Origin of the sequence: Streptomyces sp. NPDC051452, from assembly GCF_044454765.1 — a bacterium.
Classification (GTDB): Bacteria; Actinomycetota; Actinomycetes; order Streptomycetales; family Streptomycetaceae; genus Streptomyces.
Genome location: NZ_JBITEB010000020.1, coordinates 1 through 16162 on the forward strand (window position 1 = coordinate 1; position 16162 = coordinate 16162).

At 74.0% G+C, this 16162-nt stretch carries 16 protein-coding genes and 1 rRNA gene; 13 read left to right on the forward strand and 4 right to left on the reverse strand.

The genetic code is table 11. The annotated features are described in order from the left end of the window. A partial coding sequence (locus ACIBA9_RS33105) for a hypothetical protein (RefSeq protein WP_399368876.1) occupies positions 1–185 on the reverse strand: 185 nt, incomplete at its 3' end. On the opposite strand from ACIBA9_RS33105, the gene rrf reads away from it, so the two are divergent. The 3 genes from rrf (at position 174) to ACIBA9_RS33120 (ending at position 2564) form a co-directional block, all read left to right on the forward strand. Continuing rightward, a 5S ribosomal RNA gene (gene rrf, locus ACIBA9_RS33110) occupies positions 174–290 on the forward strand. The two genes, ACIBA9_RS33105 and rrf, sit on opposite strands and share 12 nt — an antisense overlap. Positions 291–441: 151 nt before the next feature. Next, a complete protein-coding gene (locus tag ACIBA9_RS33115; RefSeq protein WP_399369113.1) occupies positions 442–1764 on the forward strand; it encodes a hypothetical protein in 1323 nt (440 codons plus the stop codon). After that, on the forward strand, positions 1656–2564 hold the full coding sequence (locus ACIBA9_RS33120) for a hypothetical protein (RefSeq protein ID WP_399369101.1): 909 nt from the start codon (positions 1656–1658) through the stop codon (positions 2562–2564). Before ACIBA9_RS33115 ends, ACIBA9_RS33120 begins: the two co-directional genes overlap by 109 nt. Positions 2565–2681: 117 nt before the next feature. On the opposite strand, the gene ACIBA9_RS33125 is transcribed toward ACIBA9_RS33120, so the two are convergent. Then, positions 2682–3965 carry a DUF1015 domain-containing protein gene (locus ACIBA9_RS33125; protein ID WP_399368878.1) on the reverse strand — a complete coding sequence of 428 codons (1284 nt, stop codon included), beginning with the start codon at positions 3963–3965 and terminating at the stop codon, positions 2682–2684. 72 nt (positions 3966–4037) lie between these two features. Between ACIBA9_RS33125 and ACIBA9_RS33130 the strand changes: the two genes are divergently transcribed. The 4 genes from ACIBA9_RS33130 (at position 4038) to ACIBA9_RS33145 (ending at position 8059) form a co-directional block, all read left to right on the forward strand. Next, the gene (locus tag ACIBA9_RS33130; protein WP_399368880.1) at positions 4038–5066 is read left to right on the forward strand and encodes an HAD-IIA family hydrolase; all 1029 of its coding nucleotides are present in this window, start codon (positions 4038–4040) and stop codon (positions 5064–5066) included. Between the two features lie 61 nt (positions 5067–5127). Continuing rightward, a complete protein-coding gene (locus ACIBA9_RS33135; protein ID WP_399368882.1) occupies positions 5128–6171 on the forward strand; it encodes a FecCD family ABC transporter permease in 1044 nt (347 codons plus the stop codon). Continuing rightward, positions 6168–7214 (forward strand): iron chelate uptake ABC transporter family permease subunit, encoded by a 1047-nt coding sequence (locus tag ACIBA9_RS33140; RefSeq protein WP_362160591.1) that lies wholly within the window; start codon positions 6168–6170, stop codon positions 7212–7214. Before ACIBA9_RS33135 ends, ACIBA9_RS33140 begins: the two co-directional genes overlap by 4 nt. Then, a complete protein-coding gene (locus tag ACIBA9_RS33145) occupies positions 7211–8059 on the forward strand; it encodes an ABC transporter ATP-binding protein (RefSeq protein WP_399368884.1) in 849 nt (282 codons plus the stop codon). Before ACIBA9_RS33140 ends, ACIBA9_RS33145 begins: the two co-directional genes overlap by 4 nt. On the opposite strand, the gene ACIBA9_RS33150 is transcribed toward ACIBA9_RS33145, so the two are convergent. Beyond that, positions 8043–8390, reverse strand: coding sequence for a sterol-binding protein (locus tag ACIBA9_RS33150; protein WP_362160596.1), 348 nt, complete (start codon positions 8388–8390; stop codon positions 8043–8045). The genes ACIBA9_RS33145 and ACIBA9_RS33150 overlap by 17 nt on opposite strands. A gap of 42 nt (positions 8391–8432) precedes the next feature. Here ACIBA9_RS33150 and ACIBA9_RS33155 point away from each other — a divergent pair, with 42 nt between their 5' ends. The 6 genes from ACIBA9_RS33155 (at position 8433) to ACIBA9_RS33180 (ending at position 14430) form a co-directional block, all read left to right on the forward strand. Then, the gene (locus ACIBA9_RS33155) at positions 8433–8744 is read left to right on the forward strand and encodes a hypothetical protein (RefSeq protein WP_399368887.1); all 312 of its coding nucleotides are present in this window, start codon (positions 8433–8435) and stop codon (positions 8742–8744) included. 7 nt (positions 8745–8751) lie between these two features. Further along, positions 8752–9567: a TlyA family RNA methyltransferase gene (locus tag ACIBA9_RS33160; RefSeq protein ID WP_362160601.1), complete on the forward strand. Its 816-nt coding sequence runs from the start codon at positions 8752–8754 to the stop codon at positions 9565–9567. Further along, positions 9564–10469, forward strand: coding sequence for an NAD kinase (locus tag ACIBA9_RS33165; RefSeq protein WP_362160604.1), 906 nt, complete (start codon positions 9564–9566; stop codon positions 10467–10469). Before ACIBA9_RS33160 ends, ACIBA9_RS33165 begins: the two co-directional genes overlap by 4 nt. A 42-nt stretch (positions 10470–10511) precedes the next feature. Next, on the forward strand, positions 10512–12254 hold the full coding sequence (gene recN, locus ACIBA9_RS33170) for a DNA repair protein RecN (RefSeq protein ID WP_399368889.1): 1743 nt from the start codon (positions 10512–10514) through the stop codon (positions 12252–12254). Between the two features lie 50 nt (positions 12255–12304). Beyond that, positions 12305–12991, forward strand: coding sequence for a hypothetical protein (locus tag ACIBA9_RS33175; protein WP_399369103.1), 687 nt, complete (start codon positions 12305–12307; stop codon positions 12989–12991). Between the two features lie 305 nt (positions 12992–13296). Further along, positions 13297–14430, forward strand: coding sequence for a glycosyltransferase family 4 protein (locus ACIBA9_RS33180; protein ID WP_399368891.1), 1134 nt, complete (start codon positions 13297–13299; stop codon positions 14428–14430). Here ACIBA9_RS33180 and ACIBA9_RS33185 read toward each other — a convergent pair. After that, entirely contained in the window at positions 14427–16106 is a 1680-nt protein-coding gene (locus ACIBA9_RS33185; protein WP_399368893.1) for a PucR family transcriptional regulator, read from the reverse strand. The two genes, ACIBA9_RS33180 and ACIBA9_RS33185, sit on opposite strands and share 4 nt — an antisense overlap. Positions 16107–16162: the final 56 nt, after the last annotated feature.

Here is a 16162-nt window from a genome sequence, read left to right on the forward strand (position 1 = left end):
GTTGATAGGCCAGATATGGAAGCCGGGTAACCGGTGGAGTTGACTGGTACTAATAGGCCGAGGGCTTGTCCATTGATGCTCGCGTTCACTGTGTTAGTTCTGAGGCAACGCCTGTTGCCGGCTTCGAGCAGAACAAAAGAAGAGTGTGCTTGTTCGCTCGAAACCATTAGGGTTTCGGTGGTCATAGCGTGAGGGAAACGCCCGGTTACATTTCGAACCCGGAAGCTAAGCCTCACAGCGCCGATGGTACTGCAGGGGGGACCCTGTGGGAGAGTAGGACGCCGCCGAACAATCTTTGGAAGGACCCCTGGTCCCAGCGTTCAGCTGGGACCAGGGGTCCTTTCGTTTTTACACTACTTGCAGTACCGAAGACAGGAGTCACCATGTCCACCAACTCTCCCGAGGACCGACCGGAGCGCGACCAGCGCCGACGGGACAGTGGTGACCGGGGCGACCGCGGCGGCGACCGTGGTGACCGTGGTGGCTTCCGTCGGGACAACGACCGTCGCGACAACGACCGTGGTGGCCACGGCCGGCGTGACGACAGCCGGGGCGGGTTCGCTCGGCGTGACGACCGTGACCGCGGCGACCGTGGTGGCGCCCGCCCGCCCTTCCGCCGCGATGAGCGCCGTGACGACCGTGGTGGCGACCGGCGTGATGACAACCGTGGCGGTGGCTTCCGCCGCGAGGGCGACCGCGGCTCCCGCCCGGGCTTTCAGCGCGACAACCGCGACCGTGGCGGCTTCCGTGGCCGTGACGACCGCGGTGGCGACCGCCCGTCGTTCCGGCGCGACGACCGTGGTGGCGACCGCCCGTCGTTCCGCCGTGACGACCGGCGCGACGACCGCGGTGGCGACCGTCCTCCGTTCCGCCGCGATGACCGTCGCGATGACCGCCGCGACGACCGCGGTGGCGCTCGCCCGCCCTTCCGCCGTGACGATCGCCGTGACGACCGTGGTGGCGACCGGCGTGATGACAACCGTGGCGGTGGCTTCCGCCGCGAGGGCGACCGCGGCTCCCGCCCGGGCTTTCAGCGCGACGACCGCGACCGTGGCGGCTTCCGTGGCCGTGACGACCGCGGTGGCGACCGCCCGTCGTTCCGCCGGGATGACCGCCGTGACGACCGTGGCGGTGACCGTCCTCCGTTCCGCCGGGATGACCGCCGTGACGACCGTGGCGGTGACCGTCCTCCGTTCCGCCGGGATGACCGCCGTGACGACCGTGGTGGCGACCGTCCTCCGTTCCGCCGGGATGACCGCCGTGACGACCGTGGTGGCGACCGCCCGTCGTTCCGCCGTGACGACCGCCGGGATGACCGGCGCGACGACCGCGGTGGCGACCGTCCTCCGTTCCGCCGGGATGACCGGCGCGACGACCGCGGTGGCGACCGTCCTCCGTTCCGTCGCGATGACCGCCGCGACGACCGTGGTGGCGACCGCCCGCCCTTCCGCCGCGACGACCGCCGGGATGACCGCCGCGACGACCGGCGTGGCGATGACCGAGGTGGCTTCCGGGGCCGCGATGACCGCGGACCCCGCAGGGACGACCGCGGCGCCCGCCCCGGTGGCTTCCGCGGGCGTGACGGGCGCGACGACCGGCGTGGTGGTGGCCAGTTCCGTGACGAGCGGGACCGGGACCGTGAGCCGATCAAGCGGCTGCCGATCCCGGAGGACGTCACCGGCGAGGAGATCGACAAGGACGTCCGGCAGGAGCTGCAGAGCCTGCCCAAGACGCTCGCGGAAGACGTCGCCAAGAACCTGGTGATGGTCGCTCGCCTCATCGACGAGGACCCCGAGGGTGCGTACGGCTACGCCAAGGTCGCCCTGCGCCTGGCGTCCCGTGTGGCCGCCGTACGCGAGGCCGCCGGCTTCGCCGCGTACGCGAGCCAGAAGTACAGCGAGGCGCTCGCCGAGTTCCGGGCGGCCCGGCGCATGTCCGGTAGCGCGGACCTGTGGCCGGTGATGGCCGACTGCGAACGCGGGCTCGGGCGGCCGGAGAAGGCGCTGGACATGGCCGGTGCTCCGGAGGTGCAGAAGCTGGACAAGGCCGGCCAGGTGGAGATGCGACTCGTCGCGGCCGGCGCCCGGCGTGACATGGGGCAGCTGGACGCGGCCATCGTGACGCTGCAGAGCCCCGAGCTGGCCTCCAACTCCGTGCAGCCGTGGACCGCGCGCCTGCGGTACGCCTACGCGGACGCCCTGCTGGCCGGGGGCCGGGAGGGTGAGGCGCGCGAGTGGTTCGCGAAGGCCGTCGAGGCCGACCGGGACGGAAGCACGGACGCCTCGGACCGGCTGGCCGAGCTCGACGGCGTGGAGTTCATGGACGCCCTCGATGAGACCGACACCGAGACCCAGGTCGAGGCCAAGGACGACACCGAAGCCGAAGCCGAAGCCGAGGCCGTGACGAAGGACGAGCACGAGGCCGACACCGAGGGCGAAGCCGAAGCCGAAGCCGTGACCAAGGACGAGGCCGACACCGAGGCCAACACCGAGGCCGAGGACGAGGACGAGGCCCAGGTCGAGGGCGACTCCGCGGACGCCGCTCAGGACGACGACAAGCACTGACGTCGGCCACGGACGCCAGACGAGGCAAGGGGGCAGGCTCCGCCAGGAGCCTGCCCCCTTGCCGTTGTGCCCGTGCCCGTGCCCGTGCCCGTGCCCGTGCCTGTGCCCGCGCCCGTCTCAGATCTCCAGTGCCCGCAGCACCAGACCCGACGCCGGCTTCGGGCCGAAGGAGGTCGACTTGCGCGGCATCGTCACGCCCTGGCGGGCCAGTTCGCGTACGACCTCCTCGCGGACCGGGTGCATCAGCACGGCCGTTCCGCCGTCGCGTTCGGCCTTCTCCACCGTGGCCGCCGTGTCGTGGATGTAGGCGATGTGGGCCGGGGAGTCCTCGGGGATGTGCCAGACGTGTTCGAGGAGGGTGGAGTGCAGGACCGTGGCGTCCAGGGAACGCCAGGCGGCCGGGCGGTCCGCCGGGATCGTCCGGGCCAGCAGGGCGGGGTCGGGGTGGCTGAGCAGGTGGTAGCCGCCGTCCCCGGCGAGCAGGAAGGCGTTGCCCTCGCAGGAGGCGTCGGCCAGCGCCGCCAGGGCTTCGGGCTGCGCCGCGTCGAGGCGTCGTACCCGGAACAGGCCGTCCACGGCGGCCAGCGCGTCGGCGACCGGCAGGCCGTGCAGCAGCCGGTGGATGGCGCGCACCCGCAGCGGGTAGCGGACGGTGTCGACCAGGAGGACCAGTCCGTGGTCCCAGGGGCTGGGGGAGGGGTGTTCCGCCCGCAGTCGCAGGTAGGTCGCCCAGCGGTGGTGACCGTCGGCGATCAGGGCCTGGTGGCGGGCGAGTTCGGACTGGACGAGCGCCATGTCGACCGGGTCGGTGACGGACCACAGGGTGTGTTGGTAGCCGTCCTCCGTGGTCGTGGCCAGCAGGGGTGGGAGGGACGCCGTGCGCTCGACGACCTCGGCGGCCGTGCCGTTGCCGCGGTAGGTCAGCAGCAGCGGCTCCAGGTTCGCCCGCGTGGCCCGCATCAGGGCGGCGCGGTCCGCGACCACGAGCGGCATGACGTCCTCGTGCGGCAGGACAAGGCCCTCCTCGGGCTCCGAGACGCGCAGGGCGCCGATGACGCCGCGCTGGAGCATGCCGTTGCCGTCCCGCTGCTCGTACACGTACAGGCACGGCTCGGGTTCCACGGTGAGGATGCCCTCGTCCAGCCAGCGGCGCAGGGTGTCCGCCGCCTGCTCGGTGCGGGCGCTGGACGTGCCGGCCTGGGGCAGGATCAGCCGGACGATGTTGTGCGGGTCGGCCGACTGGAGGTGGTGCACACCATCGGGGCGTACGACCACGTCGTACGGCGGAGAGGTGACGGAGGCCAGGCTGCCGACCCGTTCGGGGTCGTAACGAAGGCCGCGGAACGGAGTGAGTTCCAGGCCTCGGCGCGCCGTTGCTTCCGAGTGACCTGCAGTGTTCATCCCGGCATCGTACGTGTGCGGGCGGCATGCGGGATGATCGGGGGAAACGCGAGTGAACGAGGAGCGATGAACATGAGCCAGGGCGTCAGGACGAGGCCCGAGGGCAGTGGGCGGCCCCTGAGCGAGGCGTACGACACGGCGCTGCTCGATCTCGACGGGGTGGTCTACGCGGGCGGGAACGCGATCGCGCACGCGGTGGAATCGCTGGCGGCGGCGCGCGAGGGCGGGATGCGTCTGGCGTACGTCACGAACAACGCGCTGCGGACGCCGGACAGCGTGGCCGAGCACCTGACGGAGCTGGGGATACCGGCGGGGGCCGAGGACGTCATCACCTCCGCGCAGGCCGTCGCGCGGCTGATCAGCGAGCAGGTGCCGCGGGGGGCGCGGGTGCTGGTGATCGGCGGCGAGGGGCTGCGGGTGGCGCTGCGCGAACGCGGGCTGGTCCCGGTGGAGTCGGCGGACGACGATCCGGCGGCGGTGGTGCAGGGGTACGGCGGACTCGACCTGCCGTGGGGCAGGTTCGCGGAGGCCTCGTACGCGGTGGCGCGCGGGGTGCCGTGGTTCGCGTCCAACACCGATCTGACGATTCCCAGCGGGCGGGGGATCGCGCCGGGCAACGGGGCGGCCGTGGAGGTCGTGCGGATCGCCACCGGCGCGGATCCGCAGGTGGCGGGCAAGCCGTTGCCGCCCATGCACAAGGAGACGATCATCCGGACGGGTGCCGAGCGGCCGCTGGTGGTCGGGGACCGGCTGGACACGGACATCGAGGGCGCCTTCAACGGCGGGGTGGACTCGCTGCTGGTGCTGACCGGTGTCACCGACGGGCCCCAGCTGCTGGCCGCCCGGCCGCGGCACCGGCCGACGTATGTGGACGCCGACCTGCGCGGTCTGCTCACCGGGCAGCCCGAGGTCGCGGAGGCGGGCGAGGGGTTCCGCTGCGGTGGCTGGACGGCGACCGCCGGCGCGGACCGGCTGGAGCTGGACGGCGACGGCGAGGCGCTGGACGGGCTGCGGGCGCTGTGCGCGGCGGCCTGGACCTCGGCGGGGGACGGTTCGTGCGCGCTGGACGGGGCGAAGGCGCTGGCGCGGCTGGGACTGTGAAGCCGAGGAAGGCACCACCCGGGGATCGAGACCGTATGCGAGGGTAGGCTAACCTAACCTCGTGTTGGTCGACAGTCCCCCGGTACAGCGCGCGGAGAGCGCCCCCGCGCCCCCAACTCGTCGGGCGGTGAGGATCCTTGGGATCCTGCTCTCCGTCGCGGTCCTGCTGCTCGTCGCCCTGGCGAGTATCGCGGTCGGTGCGAAAGCGCTGCCGTTGGACCAGGTCTGGCACGGCCTGTTCCACGACACGGGGACCTACGGCGACGTCGTCGTGGACGAGCGGCTCTCGCGCACGCTCCTCGGTCTGCTGGCCGGTGCCGCGCTCGGTCTCGCGGGCGCGGTGCTGCAGGCGCTCACCCGGAACCCGCTGGCCGACCCGGGGCTGCTCGGCATCAACGCCGGTGCGTCCGCGGCCGTCGTCACGGCCATCACCTTCTTCGGTGTCACCAGCCTCACCGGCTATGTGTGGTTCGCCTTCCTCGGCGCGGCGGCGGTCGGCGCGCTGGTGTGGTTCCTCGGCGGCAGCCGGGGCGCCACCCCGGTGCGCCTGGCGCTCGCCGGTACGGCGATCAGCGCCGCCCTGTACGGCTATCTGCAGGCCGTGATGATCACCGATGACGCGGCGCTGGGCAGGATGCGGTTCTGGACGGTGGGTTCGCTGTCCTCGGCGACGGACGCGACCGTCCACCAGGTGCTGCCGTTCCTCGTGGCCGGCACGGTCCTGGCCCTCGCCCTCGCCCGGCCGCTGAACGCCGTGGAGATGGGCGACGACACGGCCCGGGCGCTCGGCGCCGGTCTCGGACGCACCCGCGCCCTGGCCATGCTGGCCGCGACCGTGCTGTGCGGTGCCGCGACCGCGGCCTGCGGTCCGATCGTGTTCGTCGGTCTGATGGTCCCGCACGTCGTGCGCTCCTTCACCGGACCCGACCTGCGCTGGATCCTGCCGTACGCCGCGGTGCTGTCGCCCGTGCTGCTGCTCGGGGCGGATGTCATCGGCCGGGTGGTGGCCCGCCCCGCCGAGCTCCAGGTCGGCATCGTCACCGCGATCATCGGCGGCCCGGTCTTCATCTTTCTCGTACGACGGCGAAGGACGGCCCAGCTGTGAAGACTCCCTCCAGGAGCCGTGCCGTGCGCACCCCCGGCGGGCTCTCCCTGCGGCTGGACCCGCGGGCCCTGATCGTCGTCGTCCTCCTGCTGGTCGCCGCCCTGGCCGCCGGTGTCGCGCTGATCGGCACCGGTGACGCCCGGATACCCGCGGCCGACGTGCTCAGGACGCTCGCCGGGAACGGCACCGCGTACCAGGACTTCATCGTCGACGAGCTGCGGCTGCCGCGCGTCCTGGTGGGTCTGCTGGTCGGCGCTTCCCTCGGTCTCGGCGGCGCGCTGTTCCAGTCCGTCTCCCGCAACCCGCTGGGCTCCCCGGACGTGCTCGGCCTGTCGCAGGGTTCGACGGCCGGCGCGCTCGTCGTGATCGTGCTGATGTCCGGCAGCGCCACCGAGGTCACCCTGGGCGCGCTGATCGGCGGACTGGTGACCGGTCTCGCGATCTATCTCCTCGCCTGGAAGCAGGGCGTGCACGGGTACCGGCTGGTCCTGGTCGGCATCGGCGTCTCCGCCGTCGTCACCGCGGTCAACGGCTATCTGCTCACCAAGGCCGACCTGGTCGACGCGGCCCGCGCGGTCGTCTGGATGACCGGCTCCCTCAACGGCCGTGACTGGTCGCAGGTATGGCCGCTGCTGGCCCTCTGCGCGATCGTCGTGCCGCTGGTCCTGTGCAACGCGCGCGGCCTGCGGATGCTGGAGATGGGCGACGACGTCTCCCACGCCCTCGGGGTGCGGGTGCAGCGCGTCCGGATGCTGCTGCTGGTCTGCGCCGTGCTGCTGACCGCGGCCGCGACGGCCGCCGCCGGACCCGTCGGTTTCGTGGCCCTCACCGCGCCGCAGCTCGCCCGGCGGCTGACCCGGTCCCCGGGGCCGAATCTGGTGCCCTCGCTGTGCATGGGCGCCGCCCTGCTGGTCGCGGCGGACTGGGCCTCGCAGCGCGCCTTCGGCGCCGACCAGCTGCCGGTCGGCGTGGTCACCGGCGTCCTCGGCGGCTGCTATCTGCTGTGGCTGCTGGTCACCGAGCGCAAGGCGGGCCGGATATGAGCGGCGCGCCCACCAACACCCCGAGGAGCACTGTGAACCGCCTGTCCGCCGAGAACGTCACCCTCGCCTACGACCAGCGCGTGATCGCCGAACAGCTGTCGGTGGAGATCCCCGACAACTCCTTCACGGTGATCGTCGGCCCGAACGCCTGCGGCAAGTCGACGCTGCTGCGGGCGCTGTCGCGGATGCTCAGGCCCAGCGAGGGCCGGGTGCTGCTGGACGGGCAGGTCATCCAGTCGATGCCGGCGAAGAAGGTCGCGCGGACCCTCGGCCTGCTGCCGCAGTCGTCCATCGCGCCCGACGGCATCACCGTCGCCGACCTGGTCGGCCGGGGCCGCTATCCGCACCAGGGTCTGCTGCGGCAGTGGTCCACCGAGGACGAGCGGGTCGTCCGGGAGTCGATGCGGCGGACCGGGGTGGCCGAGCTGGCCGACCGGTACGTGGACGAGCTGTCCGGCGGCCAGCGGCAGCGGGTGTGGATCGCCATGGCGCTGGCCCAGCAGACCCCCCTGTTGCTCCTGGACGAGCCGACCACCTATCTCGACATCCAGCACCAGATCGACGTGCTCGACCTGTGCGCGCAGCTGCACGAGACGCAGGGCCGCACCCTGGTCGCCGTCCTGCACGACCTGAACCACGCCGCCCGCTACGCCACCCACCTCATCGCCCTGCGCGGCGGCGAGGTGATCGCCGAGGGCGCGCCGAACGAGATCGTCACGGCCGAACTGGTCGAAGAGGTGTTCGGGCTGCGCTGTCAGGTCATCGACGATCCGCAGACGGGCACCCCGCTGGTGGTGCCGGCCGCGCGCAAGGCCCGCGCCCGGCGGGTCACAGCAGCTTCCTGAGCCGGAACAGGTCCGGCAGGCTCGCCTCCAGCTTCACCCGGCCCCTGCCCCAGGCGGTCGCGAAGTTCAGCCCGCCGTCCACCAGGGCCACCAGGTCGTCACCGGCCAGGGCGAGTCTGATCCGCGCCTGCTCGCGCGGCGGGCCGGGGCGGGTGTCGTCGACCTCGATCCGGCCACCGGTCATCCGGCCCGCGAAGGTGACGTCGAGATCGGTGATGTGGCAGCTCACCGAGCGTTCCAGGGCGGCGGCAGCACGGACGTCGCCCTCGGCTCCTCGCATGTTGTCCGAAAGCTTCTCCAGTGCGGCGCGGCACTCCTCCACGGTGGCCATCGCCACCGACGGTACCCCAGTGGTTCGAGGTAGCGTCTGGGCATGAGCGAGTCCGTGTCCGAGGCCGCCGCCGTACCGCCGGCCGCCGCGATCGTCACAGAGCCCGAGTCCGACCCCGCCGCCCCGGCGCCGGTGGGCGTCGCCCGCACCGCCACCGGCAACGCCGAGATCGACGCCCGGCTGGAGCGGCTCGCCGACGCCGACCACCTCGCCACCGACGGGCATGTCGAGGTGTACGAGGATGTACACCGGGGGCTGCGCGACGCGCTCACCGCGCTCGACGCCCGTCCGGAACCTCCGGCGCCCTCATCGCCGTACCCGACGTCACCGATGTCGCACCAGAGCAGGAGCTGAACCGAACGTGGCAGGAGTCGCACGCCGCCGTCTGGACGCGGAGCTGGTCCGCCGGAAGCTCGCGCGCTCGCGCGAGCACGCCAGCCAGCTGATCGTCGCAGGCCGGGTCACCGTCGGCCGGACCGTGGCGACCAAGCCGGCCACACAGGTGGAGACCGCCGCGGCCATCGTGGTCCAGAGCGACGACAGCGATCCGGACTACGTGTCCCGCGGCGGCCACAAGCTCGCCGGCGCGCTGGCGGTCTTCGGGCCCCAGGGGCTCGTCGTCGAGGGCCGGCGCGCGCTGGACGCCGGCGCGTCCACCGGTGGCTTCACCGATGTCCTGCTGCGCGCGGGCGCCGCGCACGTCGTCGCCGTGGACGTCGGCTACGGCCAGCTCGCCTGGTCTCTGCAGAGCGATGAACGCGTCACCGTCAAGGACCGTACGAACGTACGTGAGTTGACGCTCGAGGTGATCGATGGGAAGCCTGTGGATCTTGTGGTGGGCGATCTGTCCTTCATCCCGCTCGGACTGGTGCTGCCCGCCCTGAAGCGGTGCGTGGGGCCGGACGCCGACCTGGTGATGATGGTCAAGCCGCAGTTCGAGGTGGGCAAGGAACGGCTGGGCAGCGGGGGTGTCGTACGGAGTCCGCAGCTGCGGGCGGAGTCCGTGCGGGCAGTGGCCGAGAAGGCCTGGGAGCTGGGGCTCGGGGTGCGTGGCGTCACCGCGAGTCCGCTGCCCGGCCCCTCGGGGAACGTCGAGTACTTTCTCTGGCTGCGGTCCGGTGCTCCCGCACTGGACCCGGCCGACGTCGACCGTGCAGTGGCGGAGGGGCCGCGTTGACACAGAACCGGGCGCGAACTGTTTTCCTGCTGGCCCACACCGGGCGGCCCGCGGCGATCCGCAGTGCGGAACTCGTCGTCAAGGGCCTGCTGCGGCACGGCATCGGGGTGCGGGTGCTGGAGGAGGAGGCATGCGATCTGCCGCTGCCCGACGAGGTGCAGCTGGTCAAGGAGGCCACCGCGCAGTGCCTCGACGGGTGCGAGCTGCTGATCGTCCTGGGCGGCGACGGCACGCTGCTGCGGGGCGCCGAGTTCGCGCGGGCCTCCGGGGTGCCGATGCTCGGCGTCAATCTGGGACGCGTCGGGTTCCTCGCCGAGGCCGAGCGTGACGACCTCGACCGGGTGGTCGACCGGGTGGTGGCGCGGTCGTACGAGGTCGAGGAGCGGATGACCGTCGATGTCGTCGTGCACCGCAACGGCGACATCGTGCACACCGACTGGGCGCTGAACGAGGCGGCCGTGCAGAAGGCGGGCGCCGAGAAGCTGCTCGAGGTGGTGCTGGAGATCGACGGGCGCCCGGTGACGGGCTTCGGATGCGACGGGGTCGTGCTGTCCACGCCGACCGGGTCCACGGCGTACGCCTTCTCCGCCGGCGGGCCGGTGGTGTGGCCCGAGGTGGAGGCGCTGCTGATGGTGCCGATCAGCGCGCACGCGCTGTTCGCCAAGCCGCTGGTCACCTCGCCGGATTCGGTGCTCGCCGTGGAGGTGCTGCCGCACATCCCGCCGGGGGTGCTGTGGTGCGACGGGCGGCGGACCGTGGAGCTGCCCCCCGGCGCCCGCGTCGAGGTGCGCCGGGGAGCCGTGCCCGTGCGGCTGGCGCGGCTGCATCACTCGTCGTTCACGGATCGGATTGTCGCGAAGTTCGCGCTGCCGACCACCGGGTGGCGGGGGGCGCCGCACTAGCGGTTCGGGCGGCCCATGTGCGCTCCCCGCCCTGGACCTCGTATGGTCTGTTCCGTGTTGGAGGAGATGCGGATACGGTCGCTCGGGGTCATCGACGATGCCGTGGTCGAGCTGTCGCCCGGGTTCACGGCCGTCACCGGCGAGACGGGTGCGGGCAAGACCATGGTCGTCACCAGCCTGGGACTGCTGCTCGGTGGCAGGGCGGACCCGGCGCTCGTGCGGATCGGGGCCGAGAAGGCGGTCGTGGAGGGGCGGATCGCCGTACCCGCGGACGCCGCCGCCCTCGTGCGCGCCGAGGAGGCCGGGGCCGAACTGGACGACGGGGCTCTGCTGATCAGCCGTACCGTTTCCGCCGAGGGCCGTTCGCGGGCTCATCTGGGCGGGCGCAGCGTGCCGGTGGGGCTGCTCGCCGAGCTGGCCGACGACCTGGTGGCCGTGCACGGGCAGACCGACCAGCAGGGGCTGCTGAAGCTGTCCCGGCAGCGGCAGGCGCTCGACCGGTACGCCGGGGACGCGGTCACCGTGCCGCTCGCCAAGTACACCGAGGCCTACCGGCGGCTGCGGGCCGTCTCCGCCGAACTGGAGGAGATCACCACGCGCGCGCGTGAGCGGGCGCAGGAGGCCGACCTGCTGCGGTACGGGCTCGACGAGATCGCCGCCGTGGAGCCGCGGGCCGGTGAGGACGTGGAGCTGGCCGAGGAGGCGGAACGGCTGGGGCACGCCGAGGCGCTGTCGTCCGCCGCGACGGCCGCGCACGCCGCCCTCGCGGGCAACCCCGAGGACCCCGAGGGGATCGACGCCTCGACGCTGGTCGCGGGCGCCCACCGGGCACTGGAGGCCGTGCGGTCGCACGACCCGGCGCTGTCCGCGCTCGCCGAACGGATCGGGGAGATCGGGATCCTGCTGGGCGACGTCGCCGGTGAGCTGGCCGGGTACGCCGACGATCTCGACGCCGATCCGCTGCGGCTGGCCGCCGTGGAGGAGCGCCGGGCCGCGCTCACCGCGCTCACCCGCAAGTACGGCGAGGACGTGGACGCCGTCCTGGCCTGGGCCGAGCAGAGCGCCGGGCGGCTGACGGAACTGGACGGCGACGACGAGCGGATCGAGGAGCTGACCGCCGAGCGGGACGCGCTGCGCGCCGGACTGAGCGGCCTCGCGCAGGCGCTGACGGACGCCCGGACCGGCGCCGCCGACCGGTTCGCCGCCGCCGTGACCGCCGAGCTGGCCTCGCTGGCCATGCCGCACGCGCGCGTGTCCTTCGACATCCGCCAGACCGAGGACCCCGAGGGCGTCGAGGTCGGCGGGCGGGCCGTCGCCTACGGCCCGTCGGGCGTCGACGAGGTCGAGCTGCTGCTCGCCCCGCATCCGGGCGCCCCGCCCCGGCCCATCGCCAAGGGCGCGTCCGGCGGTGAGCTGTCCCGCGTGATGCTGGCCGTGGAGGTGGTGTTCGCGGGCACCGACCCCGTACCGACCTACCTCTTCGACGAAGTCGACGCCGGTGTCGGCGGCAAGGCGGCGGTGGAGATCGGCCGGCGGCTGGCCAAGCTCGCCCGGACCGCGCAGGTCGTCGTGGTCACCCATCTGCCCCAGGTCGCCGCCTTCGCCGACCGGCAGCTGCTGGTCGAGAAGACCAACGACGGGTCCGTCACCCGGTCCGGCGTAAAGGTGCTGGAGGGCGAGGAACGCGTGCGTGAGCTGTCCCGCATGCTGGCCGGCCAGGAGGACTCCGAGACGGCCCGCGCGCACGCGGAGGAGTTGTTGGCGACCGCCCGGGCCGACGGGTGAGGGACCGGATCCGGTCCCTCACGCTCACCGCCGCCCTCACCCGCGCGGGCATGTCCCTGCTGCGCGCCGGCCCGCCCGGCGGATCGGCGCGCTGGGAGCGGCGCAACCACGCCGGGCGGACCGTGGGGATGTACGCCGGGCCGGCGTCCGCCGTGGCGGCGGCCGTGGGCGCCGCGCGCGTCCACCCCGGAGCCGGGCTCGCGGTCCTGGCGGCCGGGGCCTGCGGGGCCTACGACGATGTCGCCGGGGACCACCGGCGCGGCTTTCGGGCTCATCTGAAGGCGTTGCGGGACGGCGAAGTCACCAGCGGCGCAGTCAAGTTGTTCGGGGTGTCGGCCGCGGGGCTGGCGGCCGGGGCCCTGCTGAAGGAACGCCCGGCCGACCGGGTGCTGGCCGGTGTCGTGATCGCCGGGACCGCCCACTTCGTCAACCTCCTCGACGTGCGCCCCGGGCGGGCCGTGGGCGCGGTGCTCGCGCTCGGGGCACCGGGGCTCCTGCGCGCGGGGCCGGCCGGCGAACTGGCCGCCGCCGCGCTGGGCGTGGCGGCCGCCGTGCTCCCCGACGACCTCGGCGAACGCGTCATGATCGGGGACACGGGGGCGCACGCCCTGGGCGCCGCGCTGGGGGCGGCCGTCGTGGCGGGCAACCGGCGCGCGGGGCTGCTCGCGCACGCCGTCGCCGTCGTGGTCGCCGCCCGGCACGGGGACCGGGTGAGCGCGTGGGCGCGGTCGTGGTGAGCGTCCGGCCTCGGCGGACGCGGTCGGACACCGGTCGGCCGCGCCGGGGTTCCCACCCCGGACTGTCTCACCCGTGTGGGTGACGCGCTCCGGCGCATTGCCCCGGGCCGCCGCACGCTGCGCCCCCACGGATTTCCCGGAACGGCCCCACGGCCTGGCATGCTTGGCGGGGACCGCGGGCGGGCGGCGGGCCGGGACAGTCCGGGCCGCGGGCGCGCGGGGTACGTCCGTGCACCCCCCTGAGCCCGCTACCTTCTGTACGTTCCCTCGTGACCACCCCACGCCGAACCAGGAGTCCGGGCCCCGTGACCCCCCTGAGCAGCAACGCACCGCACGGCCAGTCGCCGCTGCGCACCGTGCAGGTGCTGGGCGGAGGCAACGCCGGCAGCGGCGCGCACGTACGTTCCCTCGCCGAGGGACTCGTCGCGCGGGGCGTGCGGGTCACGGTGTGCGCCCCCTTCGAGGCCGACCGCGCCTACGGCTTCACCGGGACCGGCGCCGCGCACGTGCACGTCCCGCGCAGCAGCGCCCCGGCCTCCGTGGCCGCGCTCCGGGCGGCCTGCGCCGACGCCGACCTGGTGCACGCGCACGGGCTGCACGCCTCCTTCCGGGCCGCGCTCGCCCTCGGCGGCCGGTCCACCCCGCTGGTGGTCACCTGGCACAACCGGGCACGGGCCGAGGGCGCGCGGGGGCATCTGCTGCGCCTGCTGGAGCGGCGGGTGGCGAAGACGGCGGCCGTCGTCCTCGGCACCAGCTCCGACCTGGTCGACCAGGCGCGCCGCAGCGGCGCGCGCGACGCCCGGCTCGCGGCGGTCGGTCTGCCCGGACAGCGCCGGCCCGCGCCCGAGGACCCCGACAGGCTGCGCCCCAAGACCCGGGCCGAACTCGGCACCACCGGCCGGCCGCTGCTCATCGCGGTCGGCTCCCTCGAACGGCACCGCGGCTACGGCGTCCTGCTCGACGCGGCCCGCGCCTGGCGCGACCTGGACCCGGTGCCGCTGGTCGTCATCGCCGGGGAGGGCCCGCTGCGGGCGGAGCTGCAGCGGCGAATCGAGGACGAGCGGCTGCCGGTGCGGCTCATCGGCCGCCGCGACGACGTGCCCGAACTGCTCGCCGCCGCCGATCTGGCACTGCTGACGAGCGACTGGGAGTCGCGGTCCGTCCTCGCCCAGGAGGCGCTGCACGCGCGGGTGCCGCTCGTCGCCACCCGCGTCGGCGGCATCCCGGACCTCGTCGGTGACGCCGCCGAACTCGTCCCGTACGGCGACGCGGACGCGCTCGCCGCGACCGTCGTCCGCCTGCTCGCCGATCCCGCACGGCGCGAGCTGCTGCGGGAACGCGGGGTACGGCAGGCCGCCGGCTGGCCCACGGAGGACGAGACGGTCGCCCAAGTGCTCAGCGTGTACGACGAGTTGACCCAGCCAAGGCCGCTCGCCTAGGGGACGTGCCGGCGGGCGCGCAGGGCCAGGCTCAAGGCCAGTACCGTCTGCGGGTCGTCGAGGTCGGTGCCGAGCAACTCCCCGATACGGGCGAGGCGGTTGTACAGGGTCTGGCGGTTGAGGTGCAGTTCGCGTGCCGTCTCCGCCTTGCGGCCGGCATGCGCCAGATAGGTCTCCAGGGTCGGCAGCAGGGGCGGCTTGGAGCGGTGGTCGTGGTCGCGCAGCGGGCCGATCGCGCGGTCCACGAAGGCCGCCAGGTCCGGATGGTCGCGCAGCCGCCACAGCAGCAGGTCGATGTCGAGCCGGCGGGCGTCGTACCAGGGCCGGTCGGTCAGGCCCTGGGCCGCAGCCGCCGTCTCCGCCGCGTGCCGCAGCCCGGCCGAGGCGGCCGCCCAGCCCCCCGCCACGCCGACGACCACCACTGGCGGCGAAGCGCCGGGCCGCCGCGCCCCGGCCCGCTCCACACCCGCGCGCAGCGCCGCCGCCACCCGGTCGGCGACCACCGGGCGCTCCGACTCCGAGCGCAGCGCCAGCAGCACCAGGACCCGGCCCTCCACCGGTCGCACGCCCAGCAGCACCGGCATGCCCAGCGCGGCCAGCTCCTCCGAGAGCGCCCTCGCGGGCACCGCCCAGCCACCTCCACGCTCGGCCGTGTCACCCCGGGCGCCCCCCTCGGGGGAGAGGGAGTCCCCCAGCCGCATGACCACCGGCAGCAGCGGGCTGTCACCGGGCTTGAAGCCGAGGACCCGGGCCTGCGCCGGGGCGTCGTGCGCCGCGATCCGGCCCTCGGCGAGATCGGTGAGGAAGTCGCCGCGCCCGCGCGCCGCCAGCTCCTCCTCCTGGCGGGCCTGCATCAGCACGACGGCCAGGATGGCCGCGGCCCGCTCGGCGGCGATCCGGTGCACCGGCGCCAGCGGTGAGCGCACCGGCAGCAGCACCAGCCGGGCCCGCACCGAGCCGGCCGTACCGGGCCCACCGCCGGGCACGTCCACCAGCACCGAACCGGCCGGCGGCGGGGCGTCCTTGTGCGGGCCGCGCAGCCCCTCCCACACCTGCAACGGATCCGCGCCCTCGGGACCGGACCCGGCGGCGTACAGCAGCCGGCCGTCCGCCGCCTCCAGGAAGACCGGATTGCCGCCGAAGTCGGCCAGGATGCCGAGCACCTGCGGCACCCCGCCACCGCTCAACAGCGCCTCGGTACAGCGCCGGTGCACCTCCTCCGCCCGTTGCAGCAGCGCGTAGTGCCCGTTGACGATCTCGGTGTGGATCTCCTCGGTCACCGCCACGAACGGCACCTCGCGGTGCAGCTGGACCAGCGGCAGCCCGGCGCCGCGCGCGGTGTCCACCAGTGCGGCCGGCAGCCGGGTGAAGCGCGGGCCCAGCTCCACCACCAGGGCGGCGATCCCGCGCTCGGCGAGGGTGCGGACGAACGCCCGCTGATCGGCGGGCCGGGTGCCGAGACCGTAGCCGGTGGTGAGCAGCAGCTCGCCGCCCTTGAGCAGCGAGGCGATGTTCGGCACCTCGCCCGCGTGCACCCAGCGCACGGTGCGGCCCAGCCGGTCGGCGCCCGCCACGATCTCCGGCAGCCCGCTGCGCAGACCGGGCAGCTCCAGCGCGCGCTGAACGGTGATCCCGGCGCCCTGTGTGGCGAGTCTGCTCTCCGTACCGCTGTCCATGCAGCGGACGCTACCTGCGCGAACGCCCGGAGGACAGCCGCGGCTGACGGCCGGGC